Annotated in this window: 18 protein-coding genes and 1 tRNA gene; 8 read left to right on the top strand and 11 right to left on the bottom strand. The window is 68.6% G+C overall.

Annotation, left to right across the window (positions count from 1 at the left end; all coding sequences use genetic code 11):
• Positions 1-80 precede the first annotated feature (80 nt).
• From rpsA to polA, 5 genes are all read right to left on the bottom strand, one after another.
• Positions 81-1,535, bottom strand: a complete 1,455-nt coding sequence (gene rpsA, locus AC37TH_RS13160) for a 30S ribosomal protein S1 (RefSeq protein WP_490764789.1) — start codon at positions 1,533-1,535, stop codon at positions 81-83.
• 108 nt (positions 1,536-1,643) lie between these two features.
• Positions 1,644-2,627: an epimerase gene (locus AC37TH_RS13155; protein WP_490764788.1), complete on the bottom strand. Its 984-nt coding sequence runs from the start codon at positions 2,625-2,627 to the stop codon at positions 1,644-1,646.
• The gene (locus tag AC37TH_RS13150) at positions 2,624-3,253 is read right to left on the bottom strand and encodes a DUF4166 domain-containing protein (RefSeq protein WP_490764787.1); all 630 of its coding nucleotides are present in this window, start codon (positions 3,251-3,253) and stop codon (positions 2,624-2,626) included. Before AC37TH_RS13150 ends, AC37TH_RS13155 begins: the two co-directional genes overlap by 4 nt.
• Positions 3,254-3,262: 9 nt before the next feature.
• The gene (locus tag AC37TH_RS13145) at positions 3,263-4,933 is read right to left on the bottom strand and encodes a DUF885 domain-containing protein (protein ID WP_490764786.1); all 1,671 of its coding nucleotides are present in this window, start codon (positions 4,931-4,933) and stop codon (positions 3,263-3,265) included.
• Between the two features lie 61 nt (positions 4,934-4,994).
• Positions 4,995-7,667, bottom strand: coding sequence for a DNA polymerase I (gene polA / locus AC37TH_RS13140; RefSeq protein ID WP_490764785.1), 2,673 nt, complete (start codon positions 7,665-7,667; stop codon positions 4,995-4,997).
• Between the two features lie 67 nt (positions 7,668-7,734).
• Between polA and AC37TH_RS13135 the strand changes: the two genes are divergently transcribed.
• The gene (locus tag AC37TH_RS13135; RefSeq protein ID WP_490764784.1) at positions 7,735-8,139 is read left to right on the top strand and encodes a hotdog fold thioesterase; all 405 of its coding nucleotides are present in this window, start codon (positions 7,735-7,737) and stop codon (positions 8,137-8,139) included.
• A gap of 109 nt (positions 8,140-8,248) precedes the next feature.
• On the opposite strand, the gene AC37TH_RS13130 is transcribed toward AC37TH_RS13135, so the two are convergent.
• On the bottom strand, positions 8,249-8,854 hold the full coding sequence (locus AC37TH_RS13130) for an ANTAR domain-containing response regulator (protein ID WP_490764783.1): 606 nt from the start codon (positions 8,852-8,854) through the stop codon (positions 8,249-8,251).
• Positions 8,855-8,892: 38 nt separating this feature from the next.
• On the opposite strand from AC37TH_RS13130, the gene AC37TH_RS13125 reads away from it, so the two are divergent.
• Both AC37TH_RS13125 and AC37TH_RS13120 read left to right on the top strand, forming a co-directional pair.
• Positions 8,893-8,975, top strand: a tRNA-Leu gene (locus AC37TH_RS13125).
• Positions 8,976-9,104: 129 nt separating this feature from the next.
• Positions 9,105-11,096 (top strand): cell wall-binding repeat-containing protein, encoded by a 1,992-nt coding sequence (locus AC37TH_RS13120; protein ID WP_490764782.1) that lies wholly within the window; start codon positions 9,105-9,107, stop codon positions 11,094-11,096.
• 18 nt (positions 11,097-11,114) lie between these two features.
• Here the strand turns inward: AC37TH_RS13120 and AC37TH_RS13115 are convergent, their stop codons facing one another.
• Together AC37TH_RS13115 and AC37TH_RS13110 are read right to left on the bottom strand one after the other, a co-directional pair.
• A complete protein-coding gene (locus AC37TH_RS13115) occupies positions 11,115-11,516 on the bottom strand; it encodes a DUF6855 family protein (protein ID WP_490764781.1) in 402 nt (133 codons plus the stop codon).
• Between the two features lie 15 nt (positions 11,517-11,531).
• The gene (locus AC37TH_RS13110; RefSeq protein WP_490764780.1) at positions 11,532-12,032 is read right to left on the bottom strand and encodes an FBP domain-containing protein; all 501 of its coding nucleotides are present in this window, start codon (positions 12,030-12,032) and stop codon (positions 11,532-11,534) included.
• A gap of 68 nt (positions 12,033-12,100) precedes the next feature.
• On the opposite strand from AC37TH_RS13110, the gene AC37TH_RS13105 reads away from it, so the two are divergent.
• Positions 12,101-12,427, top strand: a complete 327-nt coding sequence (locus tag AC37TH_RS13105) for a thioredoxin family protein (protein ID WP_490764779.1) — start codon at positions 12,101-12,103, stop codon at positions 12,425-12,427.
• Between the two features lie 19 nt (positions 12,428-12,446).
• On the opposite strand, the gene AC37TH_RS13100 is transcribed toward AC37TH_RS13105, so the two are convergent.
• A complete protein-coding gene (locus AC37TH_RS13100) occupies positions 12,447-13,196 on the bottom strand; it encodes an MBL fold metallo-hydrolase (protein ID WP_490764778.1) in 750 nt (249 codons plus the stop codon).
• 179 nt (positions 13,197-13,375) lie between these two features.
• Here AC37TH_RS13100 and AC37TH_RS13095 point away from each other — a divergent pair, with 179 nt between their 5' ends.
• Both AC37TH_RS13095 and AC37TH_RS13090 read left to right on the top strand, forming a co-directional pair.
• Positions 13,376-14,389, top strand: a complete 1,014-nt coding sequence (locus AC37TH_RS13095; protein ID WP_490764777.1) for an LLM class flavin-dependent oxidoreductase — start codon at positions 13,376-13,378, stop codon at positions 14,387-14,389.
• 195 nt (positions 14,390-14,584) lie between these two features.
• Positions 14,585-15,520 carry a hypothetical protein gene (locus AC37TH_RS13090; protein WP_490764776.1) on the top strand — a complete coding sequence of 312 codons (936 nt, stop codon included), beginning with the start codon at positions 14,585-14,587 and terminating at the stop codon, positions 15,518-15,520.
• Between the two features lie 4 nt (positions 15,521-15,524).
• Here the strand turns inward: AC37TH_RS13090 and AC37TH_RS13085 are convergent, their stop codons facing one another.
• Positions 15,525-15,998, bottom strand: coding sequence for a VOC family protein (locus AC37TH_RS13085; RefSeq protein WP_490764775.1), 474 nt, complete (start codon positions 15,996-15,998; stop codon positions 15,525-15,527).
• Between the two features lie 57 nt (positions 15,999-16,055).
• Between AC37TH_RS13085 and AC37TH_RS13080 the strand changes: the two genes are divergently transcribed.
• Positions 16,056-16,841 (top strand): SGNH/GDSL hydrolase family protein, encoded by a 786-nt coding sequence (locus AC37TH_RS13080; protein WP_490764774.1) that lies wholly within the window; start codon positions 16,056-16,058, stop codon positions 16,839-16,841.
• 42 nt (positions 16,842-16,883) lie between these two features.
• Here AC37TH_RS13080 and AC37TH_RS13075 read toward each other — a convergent pair whose 3' ends face one another.
• The gene (locus AC37TH_RS13075; RefSeq protein WP_490764773.1) at positions 16,884-19,370 is read right to left on the bottom strand and encodes a phosphoketolase family protein; all 2,487 of its coding nucleotides are present in this window, start codon (positions 19,368-19,370) and stop codon (positions 16,884-16,886) included.
• Here AC37TH_RS13075 and AC37TH_RS13070 point away from each other — a divergent pair.
• Positions 19,369-20,217, top strand: coding sequence for an alpha/beta fold hydrolase (locus AC37TH_RS13070; protein WP_490764772.1), 849 nt, complete (start codon positions 19,369-19,371; stop codon positions 20,215-20,217). The two genes, AC37TH_RS13075 and AC37TH_RS13070, sit on opposite strands and share 2 nt — an antisense overlap.
• Positions 20,218-20,224 lie beyond the last annotated feature (7 nt).

Raw genomic sequence — 20,224 nt, 5'->3', positions numbered from 1 at the left:
ACCATGCTAGCCGCGAGAGCGGTCCCGGTTAACGCCGGAACGGCCGGCCCCGTGAGGGACCGGCCGTTCCAGTGAACTGCTTAGGAGTTCGAGCTGAGCTTCTCGCGCAGAGCGGCGAGCGACTCGTCGTCGGCCAGCGTTCCGCCCGTGGTGGACTCTGAGGTGAAGGTCGATCCACCGACGGACGCAGTGCCCTCGGCAGCGGCCTCTTCGAGACCCTTGGCGACCTGCTTCTTGTGAGCCTCCCAGCGAGCCTGGGCTGCAGCGTAGTCCTGCTCCCACTTCTCGCGCTGGGCGTCGAAGCCTTCCTTCCACTCGTTCGTCTCGGAGTCGAAGCCCTCAGGGTACTTGTAGTTGCCCTGGTCGTCGTACTCCGTGAGCATGCCGTAGAGCGCCGGGTCGAACTCGGTGCCTTCGGGGTCGACGCCGTCGTTCGCCTGCTTCAGCGAGAGCGAGATGCGGCGACGCTCGAGGTCGATGTCGATGACCTTGACGAAGACCTCGTCGCCGACCGAAACGACCTGCTCGGCGAGCTCGACGTGCTTGCCCGACAGCTCCGAGATGTGCACGAGGCCCTCGATGCCGTCCGCGACGCGAACGAACGCACCGAACGGAACCAGCTTCGTGACCTTGCCCGGTGCGACCTGACCGATCGCGTGGGTGCGGGCGAAGACCTGCCACGGGTCTTCCTGCGTCGCCTTGAGCGACAGCGAGACGCGCTCGCGGTCCAGGTCGACCTCGAGGATCTCGACGGTGACTTCCTGACCGACCTCGACGACCTCGGAGGCGTGCTCGATGTGCTTCCAGGAGAGCTCGGAGACGTGGACGAGACCGTCGACGCCGCCCAGGTCGACGAACGCACCGAAGTTGACGATCGACGACACGACACCCTTGCGGACCTGACCCTTGTGCAGGTTGTTCAGGAACGTGGTGCGGCTCTCGGACTGCGTCTGCTCGAGCAGCGCACGGCGCGACAGGACCACGTTGTTGCGGTTCTTGTCGAGCTCGAGGATCTTCGCCTCGATCTCCTGGCCGAGGTACGGCGTGAGGTCGCGCACGCGGCGGAGCTCGATGAGCGACGCCGGGAGGAAGCCACGGAGGCCGATGTCGACGATGAGTCCACCCTTGACGACCTCGATCACGGTACCGGTGACAACGCCATCGGCTTCCTTGATCTTCTCGACGTCGCCCCACGCGCGCTCGTACTGCGCACGCTTCTTGGACAGGATGAGGCGGCCTTCCTTGTCCTCCTTCTGGAGAACGAGCGCCTCGACGGTGTCGCCGACCTCGACGACCTCAGTGGGGTCGACGTCGTGCTTGATGGAAAGTTCGCGGGAGGGAATGACACCCTCGGTCTTGTACCCGACGTCGAGGAGGACCTCGTCGCGGTCGATCTTGACGACGGTTCCTTCGATGAGGTCTCCGTCGTTGAAGAACTTCAGCGTCTTTTCGACCGCGGCGAGGAAGTCTTCAGCAGATCCGATGTCGTTGACGGCGACCTGCTTGGGCGCCTTGTCGGTCGTTGCGGTTGTCATGTAGTGAGTGCTCCGTTATGGACATAATTCGGGCCGGTCGCGGTGATGCTTCTGTTAGTTTCCGCAAACGGCAGGCGGATAGAGGTGCCACAAATGTGACAGTCCAGTCTAGCTGTGGAATGAGGGCTGCGGCAACCTGCGCGTCTGGACGATGTCGGCGAGTGCCGGCTCGAGGTCGGGGAAGGCGAATTCGTACCCGGCTTCGAGCAGACGTTCCGGAACGACCCAGCGACTCTTCAGCACCAGTTCGGTCTCCGTGCGGATGGCGATGGACCCGGCTTCGAGCATCCACCGGTATGCGGGAAGGCCGAACGGGACACCGAGCACGCGGCGCAGCGTCGCCATGAACGTGCGGTTGTCCGTCGGGTTCGGCGATGACACGTTGACGACGCCGTCCAGCTCGGGATGCTCGCGGACGAACTCGATCGCACCCAGCACATCCCGGATGTGCACCCAGCTGAACCGCTGCCGCCCTGCCCTCGCGCGGTACTCGTGGAAGGTGCCCGCGTTCCTGCGCGCGGACGAGGCGAACCAGCGGCCGTCGCGCTGCGGACCACCGAGCCCGAACTGCGCGAGCCGGATGAGGGGCAGCAGCGCGCTGCCGTCGCCGAGCACGATCGCCATGCGCAGCGCCACCCTGCGGGTGTACGGCAGCTCGGCCTCGAAGAACGCCCGCTCCCACGACGTGGCGACGCTCACCGAGAACCCGGAGCCGAGCTCGCCTCCCCGCTCGGTCATCGCCCGGTCCTCCGCGTGACGGTAGATGGTGGCCGTCGACGAGTTGATCCAGAGCGGTGGCGGGTTCTCGCTCTGCGCGATGGCCTCCCCGATCGCGCGCGTGGTCTGCAGCCGGGAGCGGAAGATCTCGGCGCGGTTCGCGTCTGAGTATCGGCAGTTGACGCTCTTGCCCGCGAGGTTGACGACGACGTCCGCGCCGTCGATCAGCCGCAGGATCCCGGCGGCGTCACCCCACTGCGCGTCGGCGCCTGCGCGCCCGATGGTCTGCACGACGGCACCGGAGGCGCGGAACGCGTCCGCGAGATAGTGCCCGATGAAGCCGGAGGCCCCAGCGATGACGATGCGTTGGCTCACGCGTCCCGCTCCCCCGTTCTGATCTCGTAGCGGAACGTTCCCGCGTATTCGTAGAGCCTACCGACGACCGGCAGGGACAGCGTGATGGAGACGCGCTGCGCATCCTGGTCGTCGTCGTACCGTTCGGAGAGCACCACGTGCGGCGCCAGCAGCGACGGGAGCGGGACGCGCACCCGGCCGAACAGGAGCGACACCGCCGTCGAGGTGAGCACCAGCCCGCCGTCGACGACCTCTGCGTCGAAGCGCGCGGAGACGCAGGCGGGACGGCCGAGCGTGTCCACGATCGTGCCGTCGTCCACCGCGATCTCGTCGACCATCGCGCGCCGACGGTCCGCGAAGTGGAACACGCGCACGGCCCGGACCGACGGCTCACCGGACACCGTCGCATCCGGAGTGTTCTCGACGGTGAACGGTACCTGGCGCGCCCACACCGGGAACACGACGTGCGCCCGCGCCAGGACCGCGAGCACGGGCCAGAGCCAGCGCCGGGGCGTGCCGACCGTGTCGAACACGCCCCGGCCGAAGCCGTGGCCACCGGCCGGAAGGCCGTCGAAGTACGCCTTCAGCCGCGGATGCAGCTCGTCGAAAGCGTCACCGACGGCCACCCGGTACGGCGACGTTGTCATCGAGGCCGATCAGCCGAGCATGGCCGACTTCAGCGTGTCGAGGCCGACACCGCCGATGTCGAGCGCCTTCTTGTGGAACGCCTTGATGTCGAAGTCCGCACCCTCACGGCGCGCGTACTCGTCGCGCAGCTGCTCCCAGATGCGCTGCCCGATCTTGTACGACGGAGCCTGCCCAGGCCAGCCGAGGTAGCGGTTGACCTCGAAACGCACGAAGCCGTCGTTCATGTTGACGTTCTCGCCGAGGAACTGGAAAGCGTACTCGCCGGTCCAGGGTCCAGAGCCGTCTGGCAGCTGCTTCTCCAGGTGCACGCCGATGTCGAGCACGACACGGGCGGCACGCATCCGCTGGCCGTCGAGCATCCCGAGCCTGTCGGCCGGGTCGTCGAGGTAGCCGAGCTGCTCCATCAGCCGCTCCGCGTACAGTGCCCAGCCCTCTGCGTGGCCGGAGGTGCCGGCGATGCGGCGCCAGGAGTTGAGCTGCGCCTTGTTGAAGGTGGCCTGGGCGATCTGGAGGTGGTGACCGGGAACGCCCTCGTGGTAGACGGTGGTCAGCTCGCGCCAGGTGTCGAACTCGGTGACGCCCTCCGGGACGCTCCACCACATCCGGCCTGCGCGGGCGAAGTCGTCGCTCGGGCCGGTGTAGTAGATGCCGCCCTCCTGGGTCGGCGCGATCATGCACTCGAGGCGGCGGATCTGCTCCGGGATGTCGAAGTGCGACTTGCCGAGCTCCTCGATGGCGCGGTCGCTGGTCTCCTGCATCCAGCGCTGCAGGGCGTCCGTGCCGTGCAGCTTGCGGCTGGCGTCCCCGTCGAGGAACTCGATGGCCTCGGCGACGGACGCGCCCGGCTTGATCTCGCGGGCGATCGACTCCTGCTCCGCGACCATGCGCGCCAGCTCCTCGATGCCCCACTCGTACGTCTCGTCGAGGTCGACGGTGGCGCCGAGGAAGTCACGGGAAGCGAGCGCGTAGAGCTCCCGGCCGACCGCGTCCTTCTCCGGTGCGTGCTGCGCGAGCTCGTCCTTGAGGAAGCGGGCTAGCGTGGCGTACGCCTGCGCCGACTCCTGGGCACCGGAGGCGAGGTCGGCGGCCAGCGAGGCGGGAAGCTCCGCGTCGCCCGCTTTCGCCCCCTGCGTGAACTCGAAGAAGAAGCCGGTGCCTGCGACCTGCTTGTTGGCCTGCGCGAGCACCTCGCGCACCTGGCGGATGGCGGGGACGTTGCCGCTCGCGATGCCGCTGCGCAGCGTCTCGATGTAGCCGTCCATCGCGGCGGGCAGGTTGTGCAGTCGCTTTGCGACGTTCGCCCAGTCCTCCTCCGTTTCGGTGGGGACGAGGTCGAAGATGTCGCGCAGCTCCTGGGCCGGGGAGGCGATCACGTTGAGGTCGCGCTGGTTGAAGCCGGCCTCGTGCTTCTCGACGGTGAGCTGCAGGTCGCGGGCGAGGTCCATCTTGGTGACCCTGTCGATGTCGTCGACGGGCTCGGCCGCCTCGATCTTCGCGAGGGCTTCCCTGACCTTGCCGATGGCCTGCTCGGCGCCGGCGGGCGAATAGTCGGCGTACTCGCCCTCCCGGCCGGGTCGGCCGAGCCAGACGTGGAACTCCGGGTACAACTCGAGCTGGGTGTCCACCCACTCCTCGGCGATCGTGTCGACCGGAGTGGGCTTTCGAGATTCATCTGTCATGGCTCGACCCTATTCCGGAAGCCGTCTTCCCCACCATGCCCGATCCGCGCGGTGCCGAACGTCAGTGGGCTGCGGCGTCCCAGTTGCGGCCGCGGCCGACCTGCACGTCGAGCGGGACGCGGAGGTCCGCCGCCGTGGACATGCGGGTGCGGACGATGGACTCCAGGGCGTCCCACTCGCCGGAGGCGACCTCGAAGATCAGTTCGTCGTGCACCTGCAGGAGCATCCGGGAGGTGAGCTGCTGGTCGATCATGTCGCCGGCGATGCCGAGCATGGCGATCTTCATCACGTCGGCCGCGGAACCCTGGATGGGCGCGTTGAGGGCGGCGCGCTCCGCGTTCTCGCGCAGCACCCGGTTGGTGCTGGTGAGATCGGCGAACGGACGGCGGCGTCCGAAGATCGTCTCGGTGTAACCGTCGACGCGGGCCTGCTCGACCACGTTGCGGAGGTAGTCGCGCACGTTGCCGAAGCGCTCGAAGTAGTCGCTCATCAGCTGGCGGGCCTCCGAGGTCTCGATGCGCAGCTGCTTCGACAGACCGAACGCGCTGAGCCCGTAGGCGAGGCCGTATGACATGGCCTTGACCTTGGAGCGCATCGTGGAGGTGACCTCCTCCGGAGCGACGCCGAAGATACGGGAGCCGACGAACCGGTGCAGGTCTTCCCCGACGTTGAACGCCTCGATCAGCCCGGGGTCTTCTGACAGGTGCGCCATGATGCGCATCTCGATCTGCGAGTAGTCGGCGGTGAGCAGCGTCTCGAACTCCTCGCCGCTGCGGATCGCCGACCGGATCTCCCTGCCCTCCTCGGTGCGCACCGGGATGTTCTGCAGGTTGGGGTCGTTGGAGGAGATGCGACCGGTGCTGGTGCCGGTCTGGTCGTAGGTGGTGTGGATGCGGCCGTCCGGCTCGACGGCGCGCTCCAGCGTCTCGACGATCTGCTTGAGCTTGGTCGCATCCCTGTGCTGCAGCAGCAGGTCGAGGAAGGGGTGCGGGTTCTTCTCCTGCAGGTCGGCCAGCGAGGCCGCGTCTGTGGAGTATCCGGTCTTGGTCGAGCGGGTCTTCGGCATCTGCAGCTCCTCGAAGAGGACCTGCTGCAACTGCTTGGGCGAGCCGAGGTTGACCTCGTGGCCGATCTCGGCGTAAGCCCGCGCCGCGTAGTCGTTCGCCTTGTCGGTGAGCTCGCCGCGGAGGCGCGCGAGCACCTCGCTGTCGATGCTGACGCCGGTCAACTCCATCTCGGCGAGCACGGCCACGAGCGGCAGCTCGATCTGGTCGAGGACGCTCCTGGTGCCGTCGTCGAGGGCGATCATCTGCGCTTCGGCCACCCGGCGCAGATACCAGGCCTCTGTGGCCGGGCTGACCGCATCCGTCAGCGCCACGAGCTGGTTGGGGTCGGACACCGGCAGCGTCTCGCCCAGCACCTCGTAGACCTGCTCGGCGAGCGACTGCGCCGCGGCCCCAGGGCGAACCAACCAGGAGGCGATGCTCGTGTCGAACGCGAGGCCGTCCACGATCAGACCGGCACGGCTCATCACTTTGAACTGCGGCTTGGCCCGGAAGAAATACTTCGGGGCAGAGCTCGCGAACCACTCCTCCAGCGCCTCGTAGTCTTTGCGTCCGGCCGCCCACGGCACGTAGACCGTGTCATCGTCGGCGGCGAGACCGAAACCGGTGACGCCCGCCGGGCCACGCTCCACCTGCACGCCGACCGCCTTGCCGTCGGCGGATGCCTTGCTCAGCCAGTTGGCGAGCTCCTCGTCGACCATGGTGCGCACCGGCGGGATCTCGATGGCGCCGGTCTCGACGGCCGCGGAGAATCCGGATGACCCATCGAGCTGCCCCTCCTCGGCGGCCGTCTTGAGCAGACGGTCGAGCAGGGTCTTGAACTGCAGCTGGGCGAAGATGTCGCGCACCGCGTTCTCGTTCAGCGGTCGACGTTCCAGGTCGGCGGGACCGACCGGCAGCTCCACATCGGTGAGCAGTCTGTTCAACCGGCGGTTGCGGAGGGCGTTCTCCTTCTGGTCGCGCAGGTTCTGCCCGACGACACCCTTGATCTCGTCGGCGTGCTCGATGAGGTTCTCGACGGTGCCGTACTGCTGCACCCACTTGACGGCGGTCTTCTCGCCGACCTTGTCGATGCCGATCAGGTTGTCGCTGGTCTCGCCGACGAGGGCGGCGATCTCCGGGTACTGGTGGGGCTCGATGCCGTAGCGCTCCCGGACGGCGGCCGGGTCGTAGATCTTGAGTTCGGAGACGCCGCGCACGTTCGGGTAGAGCAGCGTGACGTCGTCGTTGACGAGCTGGATGGTGTCGCGGTCTCCGGACACGATGAGCACGCGGTAGCCCTCCGCCGCGCCTTTCGCCGACAGCGTGGCCAGGATGTCGTCCGCCTCGAAGTCTTCTTTGGCGATGGTGGTGATGTTCATCGCGTGCAGCGCCTCTTCGAGGAGCGGGATCTGCCCGACGAACTCCGACGGCGTCTCGCCGCGGGTGCCCTTGTACTCCGGATATTCGCGGGTGCGGAACGAGTAGCGCGAGATGTCGAACGCGACGGCGATGTGCGTCGGACGCTGCTGCGACAGCAGGTTGATGAGCATCGCGATGAAGCCGTGGATGGCGTTCGTGTGCTGGCCGTCACGGTTGACGAAGCTGTCGACCGGGAGCGCGTAGAAGGCCCGGAATGCCAGCGAATGGCCGTCGATGATCAGGAGGGTAGGCTTTTCGGAGTCTGACACCAGGACAGCCTACAAGGCACCTGTGACACCCAGACGCCCCGACCGACGAAGGTGAGAAAGGCCGCCGATGACCGAGGACGCACTCGCATACGTGAACCGCAGAGGACTCGGCAAACTGGCCGACAAGATGGGGATCGAGATCCTCGAATTCACCATCGAACGAGCCGTGGCCAGGATGCCCGTCGAGGGCAATCAGCAGCCGGCTGACCTCCTCCACGGCGGGGCGTACGTGGTGCTCGGCGAGTCGCTCGGCTCGATGTCCGCCAACCTGCACGCCGGCGCGGACCGGCTCGCGGTCGGAATCGAGATCAACGCCACGCACACCCGCTCTGCGACGAGCGGCTATGTGACCGGCGTCTGCACGCCCATCCACCTGGGGCGCACGCTGACGACGCACGAGATCGCCGTCACCGACGAGCAGGGACGCCGCTGCTCGACCATCAGGATCACGAACCTGATCAAAGACCGCTGACGCGCATCCACCTGGTGCGTGCAGACCGGGTGCAGAAGAAGGGCGGCCCGGATGTTCCGGACCGCCCTTCTCGTCTGTCTGAGAGTCTGAGTGCTACTTCTTGGCTGTGCTACTTCTTTGCTGCGAGCTGCTCGATGATCGCCTGGGCGACGTCGTGCATGGTCAGGCGGCGGTCCATCGACGCCTTCTGGATCCAGCGGAACGCCTCCGGCTCCGTGAGGCCCATCTTCTCGTTGAGGAGGCCTTTGGCCCTGTCGACGAGCTTGCGGGTCTCGAAGCGCTCGACCATGTCGGACACCTCGGCTTCGAGGGCGATGATCTGGGCGTAGCGGGCGAGGGCGATCTCGATCGCGGGCAGCAGGTCGTTCGGCGTGAACGGCTTGACGACGTATGCGAGGGCGCCGGCCTCGGTCGCGCGCTCCACGAGTTCCTTCTGGCTGAACGCGGTGAGGAGCACGACGGGGGCGATGTGCCCCTTCGAGAGGCGCTCGGCCGCCGAGATGCCGTCGAGCTGGGGCATCTTGACGTCCATGATCACCAGGTCGGGCCGCAGCTCGGTGGCGAGGGCGACGGCGGTCTCGCCGTCTCCGGCCTCGCCGACGACCTCGAAACCGTTGTCACGGAGGATCTCGACGATGTCGAGTCGGATGAGGGATTCGTCTTCGGCGACGACGACGCGCCGTGGTGCGGTTGGAGTTGCTTCCTGGTCAGTCACGGACAAAAGCCTACGGTATTGTTCAGGTGTTGTTGTGCGCCGGTGTGGCGGAATGGCAGACGCGGAGCACTCAAAATGCTTTGTCCGAGAGGGCGTGTGGGTTCGAGTCCCACCACCGGCACAATCACGGGGCCCCCCAGATCGCCCTGAGCGGATGTGGAGACAGTCCGCGCGTAAGGGCTGTGGATCGGCGGATACTCAACTAGTCTGCCTGGGACCGCACCGACAGGCGGTCAGGGGAGAAACAACCATGCGTTCCAGGCTCAGGGTCGGCCTTGCCACGACCTTCACACTCGTGACGACGGTCGGTCTCGTCGTGGCCGGAGCGCAGCTCCCCGCCACGGCGGCACCCGAGCCGACGACCACACCGACCAGCACATCGACACCGACCACCACGCAGGCTCCGGAGGCGTCGCCGACCGCGACACCGACAGCAGAGCCGACGACGCCGAGCACGAGTCCGGCTCCCACCACCGACACGGCTCCCACCCCCGCACCGGATGCGAGCGCCCCCGCAGCGCCCGGATCCGCCGCGGACAGCACCGTCGTCCCCGACCCGTCGCTCGCGGAGATGAACGCGACACGCAACCACACGATGGGGTCGACGTTCTCGCTCGACGGAGCAGCGGCCGACGCCGCGAAGGGCACCGACGCCGGCAGCCAGGCCCGCACCTTCAGCTCGGCGGCGACCGTGTTCCCCGCCGGCGTGCGCGGCCTCGACGTCAGCGGCTGGCAGACCGGGATCAACTGGGCCCAGGTCTGGGCCGACGGCGGACGCTTCGCGTACATCAAGGCCACCGAGTCGACCGACTACAAGAGCAGCCAGTTCTCGTCGCAGTACAGCGGTTCGTACAACACCGGGATCATTCGCGGCGCGTACCACTTCGCCACGCCGAACACTTCATCCGGTGCTGCGCAGGCCAGGTACTTCGTGCAGAACGGCGGAGGCTGGTCGGCGGATGGCCGCACCCTCCCCCCGCTGCTCGACATCGAGTTCAACCCGTACGGCGGAAGCAACACCTGCTGGGGCCTGAGCGCATCGCAGATGGTCTCCTGGGTCGCCGACTTCCTCAACACCGTCACCGCGATGACCGGGCGCGCCCCGGCCATCTACACCAACACCAACTGGTGGAACCTCTGCACGGGCGGCTACGGCGGCTTCGGCTCGTACCCGCTGTTCGTCGCCAACTACTCCAACATCAGCACCCCGCCCCTTCCGGCGGGTTGGAGCGCGTACACGATCTGGCAGTTCGCCAACGGCGTCGGCCCGTTCCCCGGCGACCAGGATGTCTTCAACGGCTCCCTGCAGGACCTGCAGGCGTTCGCGCTCGGTAACCGGCTCGCGGGCGCCGATGCGTTCGGAACGAGTGCCGCGCTGTCTGCGACGTTCGCGCCTGGCGTGCCCGTCGCGTATGTAGCCTCCGGCTACAACTATGCGGACGCGCTGGCGGGAGGCCCTGCCGCCGGGAAGCAACACGGCCCTGTCCTCCTCGTGCAGCCGTACGGCGTCCCCGACGTCATCGCCACGGAGCTGAAACGCCTGAAACCGGCGCGGATCGTCGTGCTCGGCGGTCCGTCGGCGGTCTCCGACTCCACTGTGTCCGCGCTCGGCGCATACACGTCCGGTGGGGTGACGAGACTGGCGGGCTCCGACCGCTTCGAGACCAGCGTCGCCGTTTCGCGGAGTGTGTTCGCTGCGAACCAGTCGGTCGCCTACATTGCGACAGGGATGAACTTCCCCGACGCGCTGACCGGCGCCTCCGTCGCCGCCGGCTCCGCCCACAGCGGTCCGCTGCTGCTCGTCACGTCGGTGGGTATTCCGCCGAGCGTCGCGACGGAGTTGCAGCGCCTGCGGCCCGGCCGCATCGTGGTGCTGGGAGGCACAGACGCGATCGGCGCTTCCGTCGCGTCGGCCCTCGCGTCGTACACCACCGGCTCGGTCACCCGCATCTCCGGCGACGATCGGTACGTCACCAGCGCGAAGGTGTCTCAGGCGAACTTCGCCCCCGGCGTCTCCGCGGTCTACGTGGCTGTCGGCACCAACTACCCGGATGCGCTGTCCGGCGCCCCGGTGGCCGGAGCCGTCAACGCCCCCGTGCTGCTGACCCAGTCGACGGCCATCCCGGCGTCGATCGTCGCAGAACTGAAGCGCCTCAAGCCGAAGAAGGTGGTGGTGCTGGGAGGCGCGGCCGCCCTCAGCGTCGCGGTCGCCGCCCAGCTGAACACCTACGTGGTCAAGTAGTCCACTGGTCCGTCGGGCTCACACCGCGCGCACCCGGTTGTTCCGGGCGTCGTGGGTGAGCTCGACGAGACCGAGGGCTTCCAGGAGCGGCGGCAGATACATCCCGAAGCGTCCCCGGTAGCCCTTACGGAGGCCGTACCAGCCGCCAACAGGGTTGCTCTCTGAGCGTCCCCAGGCCTCGACGGACCCATCGGCGGCGGGCTTCTGCTCGTCGGCGGCGCCGAGCGGCACCCAGTCGCCCTGCTCGCGCAGCCAGGCGGCGAGGTCGTCGATCGCGCTCAGGTGATACTTCAACGTGGTCGAGCCCACCTGGCAGACGAGCGCGGGCGGGTCGGCCTCCTCGTCGCGCCACATGGTGTACTCGCTCGATCCAGGGGCCGTCTTCAGCACCCACGGATCTGCTTTGGTTCCGTCACTCATGTGCTCAGTATGGCGCTAGATGCGGGCGCCGACCACGGTCGCGGCGAAGCGCCTCGCGCGCTCGGCGAGACCGGCGATCCTGTCCGCCACGACGGTGTCGGCGTCGAAGCCGACGTACGCGGGCGGCGGCGTCCTCCTGACGTTCTCGCTGCACTCGAAACTGCCGCAGAGCATGGTGCCGACCGTGTCGCCGTTGCGTCCGGCCTGACCGGCTCTGCGTGCCACGTAGAGGTAGACATCGCGCGTCACGTGCACGTCCTGGCACCACCCGCACATCGAGGGGGCGTGCGACCGCATCGACGCGTCGGAGGCCCGCAGCACGATGCCGACCGGCCCGTTCTCCGTCGGCACGACGACATACCCGCGCTGCGGGAGGCGCGGGTCGCGCCAGCCCAGGTACTCGCGCCTCGACCAGTCCACCTCGTGCATCCCCGGCGGCAGCGGCAACTCCGCCGCCGCGCTCTTCGAACAGTTCACGAACGACTCCCGGATCTGCTCCTGGGTCAATGTCTCCATGCGCACCTCCGCACTCCATGCTCGCACAGCTTGACTCTGACCCTGAGGTCACGGTTTAGCCTCGCCGCATGACAACACTCAACGCCGTCACCGACGCCACATTCCCGGATGCGGTGCTCGCCGCCTCCGGAACCACCATCGTCGAGTTCTGGGCGCCCTGGTGCGGCCCGTGCCGCGCGCTCAGCCCCATCCTGGAGCAGCTCGCCGAGGAGCACGCCGACCGCATCAGCATCGTGAAGATCAACGCGGACGACAACCCGCAGGCCTCCGCCACCTACCGCGCGATGGCGCTGCCGGTGATGAAGGTGTTCCAGGGCGGAGAGGTCGTGAAGACGATCATCGGCGCGAAGCCGAAGCCCGCGCTGGAGTTCGAGCTCGCGCCGTACCTCGCCTGACGATCTCCGCACATCCCGGTCAGGTGAGGTCGTCGAACGCCCCACTGACCCAGCCGATGTACCGCTCGGCCGAGCGGAGCACCGCCTCCCGCGCATCCTGTGGCACCACGTTGCCGAGGTTGCCGTACAGCCGGTCGAAGCTGCTCTCGCACACCCGGTCGGCCGTCCGTCGCACGACGGCGGCCGACAGCGGGATGTCGTTGGGGTAGCTGCGCAGGAACGTCACCCAGCGCTGCGTCGGACCGGGGAACACCGTGTCTCCGGCCAGCACGACGCCCCGGTCCCAGTGCGCGATGGCGCTCCCGGGGAAGTGACCGCCGATGGTGCGCAGCGTCACCCCAGGCAGCACCTCCTCGTCGCCCTCCCAGCTGCGGAGGCACGACTCGTCCCTTTGCACCCAGGCCCGGTCGGCCGTGTTGACCAGCACGGGCGGGTCGCCGAGCATCCGGGACCACGAGGTCTGCGCGCCGAACATGTGCGGGTGGCTGGAGGCGATCACCGCGACACCGCCGAGATCCTGCACGGCCGCAGCCGCAGCTTCGTCGACGTACCCCGTCGGATCCCAGAGCAGGTTGCCCTCCGGCGTGCGCAGCAGCATGCTCTGCTGGCCGATGCCGACCTTCGGCTCGCTTCGGAGCGCGAACAGGTCGGGCTCCAGTTCGGTGATGGTGACCCGTTCCCCGTCGCGCTGCAACGCCTGCAATGACGTCCAGCGCTGCCCGCCTGGCGGCACGTATTGCCGCTCGTCCTCGCAGATCGGGCACGACACGGGAGGCGTATCCCCCGCCGGAAACTCCACAGCGCACGCAGCGCACAACCAGTCGACCACGCTGCGACGATACCCGGGCGGCCGCGCATCGGGATAGCCCCTTTGCCCGAAGAGGCACCGATACCGGAATACTCACCCCTTGCCGGAATAGGCACAGAGAGGACAGCATTGACACCACTGTGAAACGCATCGGATTCCTCTCCTTCGGCCACTGGCAGCCCGTCCCCGGCTCCGTCTCCCGCACGGCGGCCGACGCCCTGCAGCAGACGATCGAGCTGGCCGTCGCCGCCGAAGAGGTGGGGGTCGACGGCGCTTACGTGCGCGTGCACCACTTCGCCAGGCAGCTCGCCTCGCCGTTCCCGCTGCTCGCGGCGATCGGCGCACGCACCAGCCGCATCGAGATCGGCACCGGCGTGATCGACATGCGCTACGAGAACCCGCTGTACATGGCGGAGGACGCGGCGGCGGCCGACCTGATCAGCGGCGGCAGACTGCAGCTCGGCGTGAGCCGTGGTTCACCCGAGACGGCGGTGCGCGGCTACGAGTCGTTCGGCTACGTGCCCGCCGACGACGAGTCGGACGCCGACATGGCGCGCCGCCACACCGAGGTGTTCCGCGCCGCCATCGCCGGAGCCGGGATCGCGATGTCGAACCCGCAGATGACCGGCGTCTCCCAGCCCCTCCCGATCGAGCCGCGCTCCCCTGGACTCTCCGACCGCATCTGGTGGGGTGCAGGATCCCGTGCGACAGCGGTCTGGACGGCGGAGCAGGGCATGAACCTGATGAGCTCCACCCTGCTCACCGAAGACACCGGCGTGCCGTTCGACCAGTTGCAGGCCGAGCAGATCCGGATGTTCCGGGACGCCTGGCGCGTCGCCGGCCACGAGCGCGAGCCCCGCGTCTCGGTGAGCCGCAGCGTCATCCCGATCATCGACGACGAGACCCGCCGCTACTTCGGTGCGAGCGCAGTCGCGGAGTCGAAAGACCAGGTCGGGCACCTCGACGGCGGCCTCGCCCGCTTCGGCCGCAGCTTCGTGGGAGAGCCGGACAAGATCGCCGCCGAATTGGCGGCCGACGAGGCCGTGCAGGCGGCGGACACCGTGCTGGTGACGGTGCCGAACCAGCTGGGCGTGGAGTTCAACGCGCGCATTCTGGAGTCGATCGTGAAGGACGTGCGGCCGGCCCTGGGGTGACCGGGACGTTGCGGCTCCGGATGCTCGCGAGCGTCGTCATCCCACAGGACCCGCCGCAGGATTGGGCGACCCACCGCATCCGATGTACCCCGGATTGAGGGTGCGCGTCCCCCGCTCCGCCTGCGACAATGGAGCTGTTGCACACCCGAATTTGCAGCACCGATCGTCATTCGGCGAGGCTGAAAAGGGGTGTGCGTGCGATCCAGGGCAGTGAGGTCGGCCATCGCCGGTGCGGGGTTCGCCGTTCTGGCGGCCACAGTGCTGGCGCCGACCGCCGCGAACGCCGTCGCCAACGTCTCCGAGGGTTCGGCGCCGTCGGCCATCACGAGCATGTGGGCGTGGGGCAACCCCATCGACCCAACGGCGGATGCGCGTGGCCTCGGTCAGCAGCAGTTCCAGCCGGATGCGCTGGCCGCGTTCGCCAGCGCGCACCAGCTCACGAGCGTGTACCTGTCCGTTCCGTGGGCGCCCCAGGAGGGCGCTTTCGCGAGCTGGCTGCCCCAAGCGGTCGACGCCCTGCACGCCGCCGGCGTCACCACGGTCTCCGCCCTCGGCGGCGACCCGGAGTGGGCGGTGCAGCCGCAGCTCGCGGCGCAGTGGACCCACGACGCCCTCGCCACCGCCGACTTCGACGCCGTGCAATTCGATGTCGAGCCGTGGGCGACGCCGGGCGGGGGCGAGCCGGACCTCGGCACGATCGTCCCCCGGCTCAACACGATGTTCGAGGCGGCCAGGGCCGTCTCCGGCGGCACCCCGATCGGCGCGGATCTGCCCTGGTGGCTCGCCGCCAAGCCCTACGGCGGAACGACGGCGTTCGACAGCCTGCTCCCCCACGTCGACACGGTGGCGATCGTCGCCTTCTCCGACCACGCCGCGGGAGACGACGGCATCGTCGCCCTCGCGCTGCCGGCCGCGACGGCCGCGGCGGCGCACTCCGTGCCGTTCACCGTCGGCGTCGAGACGGACACCCCCGCCATTGCGGGCGGGCCGCAGTACACGTTCGGCGACGACACGGCGACCGCGCTCGAAACGCAGGCGGCCATCGCCAGGACGCAGCTCGCGGCGCTGGCCGGCTACCGAGGGATCACGGCGGAGCACCTGCTGAGCTGGCAGGCGCTCATCGCCCAGTAGCGGCTCAGCCGTCTGCTGCCGCGCGCAGGGCGGCGATGTCCAGCTTGCCCATGCTCAGCATCGCCTGGATCGCCCGGTTGGAGCGCTCGGGGTCCGGATCGCCGATCAACTCATCGAGCGCGGCCGGCACGATCTGCCAGCTGAGACCCCAGCGGTCCTTGAGCCAGCCGCACTGCCCCGGCTCACCGCCGCTGGAGGTGAGCGCATCCCACAGCCGGTCGACCTCGGCCTGATCCTCGGCAGAGACGGCGAACGAGAACGCCTCCGTGAACGGGAACATCGGCCCGCCGTTCAGCGCCATCACCTCAACGCCGTCGAGCACGAACTTGACGCGCGACACACCGGCCGCCTGACCGGGTGCATCCAATGCGAACCTGCTCACCTCCAGCATCCGCGAGTTCGGGAACAGGGAGACGTAGAACTCCGCCGCCTGCTCGGCCTGGTCGTCGAACCAGAGAAATGGGCTGACCTTCGGCATTCTCGACTCCTTCATCCGTTGGCGGCCATCGTACGCGCAGGCGGGTAGCGTAGCGATGTGTTCACGAGCTACATCGCCATCGGCGACAGTTTCACAGAGGGTGTCGGAGACGAGCTGCCGGACGGCCGCGCACGGGGGTGGGCGGACTTCGTCGCGCTCGGGCTCGCCCAGGCGGCCGCGGCGGACGGCCAGGAGATCCGCTACGCCAACCTCGCCATCCGGGGCCGCAAACTCGGCCCGCTGATCAAGGAACAGGTGCCTCCCGCCGTCGCACAGCACCCTCAGCTCATCAGCCTGAACGGCGGAGGCAACGACATCATGCGCCCGCGCGTCTCCATCGAAGGGGTGGCGACCCAGCTGGTGGACGCGGCGAAGCGGATCACCGCGGAGGGAATCCACGTGCTGCTGCTCAGCGGCGCGAACCCGTCGGCGCACCTGCCGCTGGGCGGCCTGGTGCGCCGCAGGGGCAACGAGCTGGCGGATGCAGTGCGCCGCCACCTCCCGCTGGAGAACGTCACCTTCGTGGACAACTGGGCGGACGAGCGGATCTGGGACATCCGGTACTGGTCGCCCGACCGCCTGCACCTGAACGTGCTCGGTCACGCGCGCGTCGCGAGCAACGTGCTCACCGCGTTCGACGTGCCCGTTCCGGCGGAGTGGGGCGTCGAGGAGGTCGCAGACGCGCCGTCCGGGGCGCGCTCGCGCCGCACGGCGGACTACTACCGACGCTACGTGTTCCCGTGGATCGGACGCAGGCTCACCGGCCGGTCGTCCGGCGACGGTCGCGCGGCGAAGATCGCCGAGCTGACCGTGGTCGACCCGACCGCGGCGGCTCCGCTCTAGCCTCCGACGACGAGGACGACGACGAGGCCGCCGCCGCGCGGGTCAGTCGTTGTCGCCGCCCGTCGTGTCGAGTCTGGTCGAGCGCATCCCACCCGCCCAGGTCCACTCGGCGACCTCCGGGATGTCTTCGCCGTGCGCCCGCGTGTATTCGCGGGCGGCGATTCGCGCATCCTGCATTTCCTGGCGCAGGGCGCCCTCCCTGGCGGCGAGTCCCGGCACCCGGTCGAGCACGTCGATCACCAGGTGGTACCGGTCGAGGTCGTTGAGCATGACCATGTCGAACGGCGTCGTGGTCGTGCCCTCCTCCTTGTAGCCGCGCACGTGCAGGTTGTCGTGGCCCGCACGGCGGTAGGTGAGGCGGTGGATGAGCCACGGGTAGCCGTGGTAGGCGAAGATGACCGGCTTGTCCGTTGTGAAAAGCGCGTCGTATGCGCGGTCGTTGAGGCCGTGCGGGTGCTCGCCCTCTGTCTGCAGCCGCATCAGGTCGACCACGTTCACCACGCGCACCTTCAGCGACGGGATGCGGTCCCTCAGGATCGACGCCGCCGCCAGCACTTCCAAGGTCGGGATGTCGCCAGCGCAACCGAGGACGACGTCCGGCTCCTCGCCCGCCACCTCTGTGCCCGCCCAGTCGAAGAGGCCGATGCCGCGCGTGCAGTGCGCGATCGCCTCCTCCATGGTCAGCCAGTTCGGCGCCGGCTGCTTGCCTGCGACGACCACGTTGACGTAGTCGACCGAGCGCAGGCAGTGGTCGTAGGTGGAGAGCAGCGTGTTGGCGTCGAACGGCAGATACACCCGGACGACGTCGGCCTTCTTATTCACGACGTGGTCGATGAAGCCGGGGTCCTGGTGCGACGCGCCGTTGTGGTCCTGCCGCCAGACGTGCGAACTGAGCAGGTAGTTCAGCGACGCCACCGGTCGCCGCCAGGCGATCTCCCTGGACGACTTGAGCCACTTGGCGTGCTGGTTGAACATCGAGTCGACGATGTGGATGAACGCCTCATACGAGTTGATCACTCCGTGCCTGCCGGTGAGCAGGTAACCCTCCAGCCAGCCCTGGCACTGGTGCTCGCTCAGCATCTCCATCACCCGGCCGGAGCGGACGAGGTGGTTGTCGGAGTCGATCGGCCAGTACTCGGCGTTCCACTGCTTGCCGGTCACGTCGTAGACGGCCTGCAGCCGGTTGGAGGCGGTCTCGTCCGGCCCGAACAGCCGGAAGTCGTCCTGGTTCGCCGCCATCACGTCCCTGAACCACTCGCCGAGCACCTTCGTGGCCTCGGCGACGGTCTCGCCCGGCGACGGCACCTCCACGGCGTAGTCGCGGAAGTCGGGCAGCCGCAGGTCTTTGCGCAGCAGTCCACCGTTGGCGACGGGGTTGGCGCTCATCCGCCTGTGACCCTGCGGCGCCAGCGCCGTCACGAGCGGCACGGGAGCGCCGGACTCGTCGAACAGCTCCTCCGGGCGGTACGACGCCAGCCAGCTCTCCAGCAGGCGCGTGTGCTCCTCGGTGTCCCGCGCATCCGCGAGCGGCACCTGGTGCGACCGCCAGTTGTTCTCCGCCGGATGCCCGTCGATCTCCTTCGGGCAGGTCCAGCCTTTGGGGGTGCGCAGGATGAGCATCGGCCAGGCCGGACGCTCGGTCAGCTCCCCGGCCAGGGCGGCAGCTTTGATCCCGGCGATCTGGTCCAGGATGGCGTCCATCGTCTCGGCCATCCGCTCGTGCACCGCGCGGGGGTCCTCCCCGTCGAAGCCGCCAGAGACCAGATACGGCGTGTGGCCGTAGCCGCGCATCAGGTCGAACAGCTCGCTCTCCGGGATGCGCGCGAGCACGGTGGGGTTGGCGATCTTGTAGCCGTTGAGGTGCAGGATCGGCAGCACGACGCCGTCGTGCACGGGGTCGAGGAACTTGTTGGAGTGCCAGGCTGTCGCGAGCGGCCCGGTCTCGGCCTCCCCGTCGCCGACGACGGCGGCGACCAGCAGGTCCGGGTTGTCGAAGGCGGCGCCGTAGGCGTGCGAGAGGGCGTAGCCGAGCTCGCCCCCCTCGTGGATCGAACCGGGCGTCTCGGGCGCCGCATGGCTCGGGATGCCGCCCGGGAAGGAGAACTGCCGGAACAGCCTGCGCAGCCCGTCGACGCTCTGGTCGATGGCGCTGTACGTCTCGCTGTATGTGCCGTCGAGGTAGGCGCTCGCCACCACGCCGGGCCCGCCGTGCCCTGGCCCCGCGATGAAGATCGTGTCGAGGTCGCGCTCCTGGATCACCCGGTTGAGGTGCGCGTAGATGAAGTTCAGGCCGGGCGTCGTGCCCCAGTGGCCGAGGAGTCTCGGCTTGATGTGGTCGCGCGTGAGCGGTTCACGCAGCAGCGGGTTGTCGAGCAGGTAGATCTGGCCGACGGAGAGGTAGTTGGCTGCCCGCCACCACGCATCCAATCGGTCGAGAGTGTCCGGGCTGAGCGTGGTGGTCGGTGTCGTCACAGGTTTCCTTCCCCTCGCTCGAAATCCTACGGGGCCTCCGCTCCGAACAACAGGCATGGAAACCAGTACCGTCGCCACCTCGCTCGGACCCGTCGTGGTGCGCCACACGCCGCGCGAGTCCCACACGGCGACGATCCTGCTGCACGGCGCCGCCGGCTCGTGGAAGACCTGGCGGTCCGCCATCGCAGCCGCGGAGTCCGGCGGCTCGGTGGCCGACCTCGTCATGCCAGACCTGCCCGGTTGGGGTGACTCCCCCGTCGCCGACCTGGCGACACTCGACACCGGCGGCATCGCCGATGCGGTCTGCGATGTCGCGCGCGCTCTCGGCTACCACCGGTGGCGCGTCGTCGGTCACTCCCTCGGCGGGTTCGTCGCGCTGGAACTCGCGGTGCGGGAGCCCATGGCCACGGAATCCGTCGTGCTCGTCTCCGCAACGACGTTCGGGGCGCGCGGCGATCGGCTCGGCGCGCTCGGACGTCTCGTGCACTACGCGCCGCTCGAACTGCTCGCCGTCGGCATCCGGATGCTCGCAGCGCTCGGCCCCTTCGCCGCCCGGTTCGTCCGCGCGCTCGACCGGATCGGCCTGCTCAGCGTGCTCGCCGCCCCGCTGTTCACGATCGTGGACAGACAGGCTGTGCACGAGCTCGCCCGCGACCTGCGTCCTGGAGCATTCCTGCGAGCGATGCAGTGCGCGGCCGCGTATCCAGCGGCCTGGCGCTGGGCGCGCATCCGGTGCCAGGTGGTCGCTCTGCACGGCGACAGGGACGTGTTCGTCGGCCGTGACGACGACGCCCGGCTTGCGGCGGTCATCCCGGACTTCCACGCGGTCGTCGTGCCGGCCACCGGGCACTTCGGGCACGTGGAGCACCCGACGATCCTGGTCGGAGCGCTGCACGCGCGGTAACGTGTGC

The organism is Leifsonia sp. McL0627 (genome assembly GCF_058244615.1).
The sequence above is the reverse complement of the archived record's forward strand: the minus strand, read 5'-3'. Positions and strand labels throughout refer to the sequence as shown.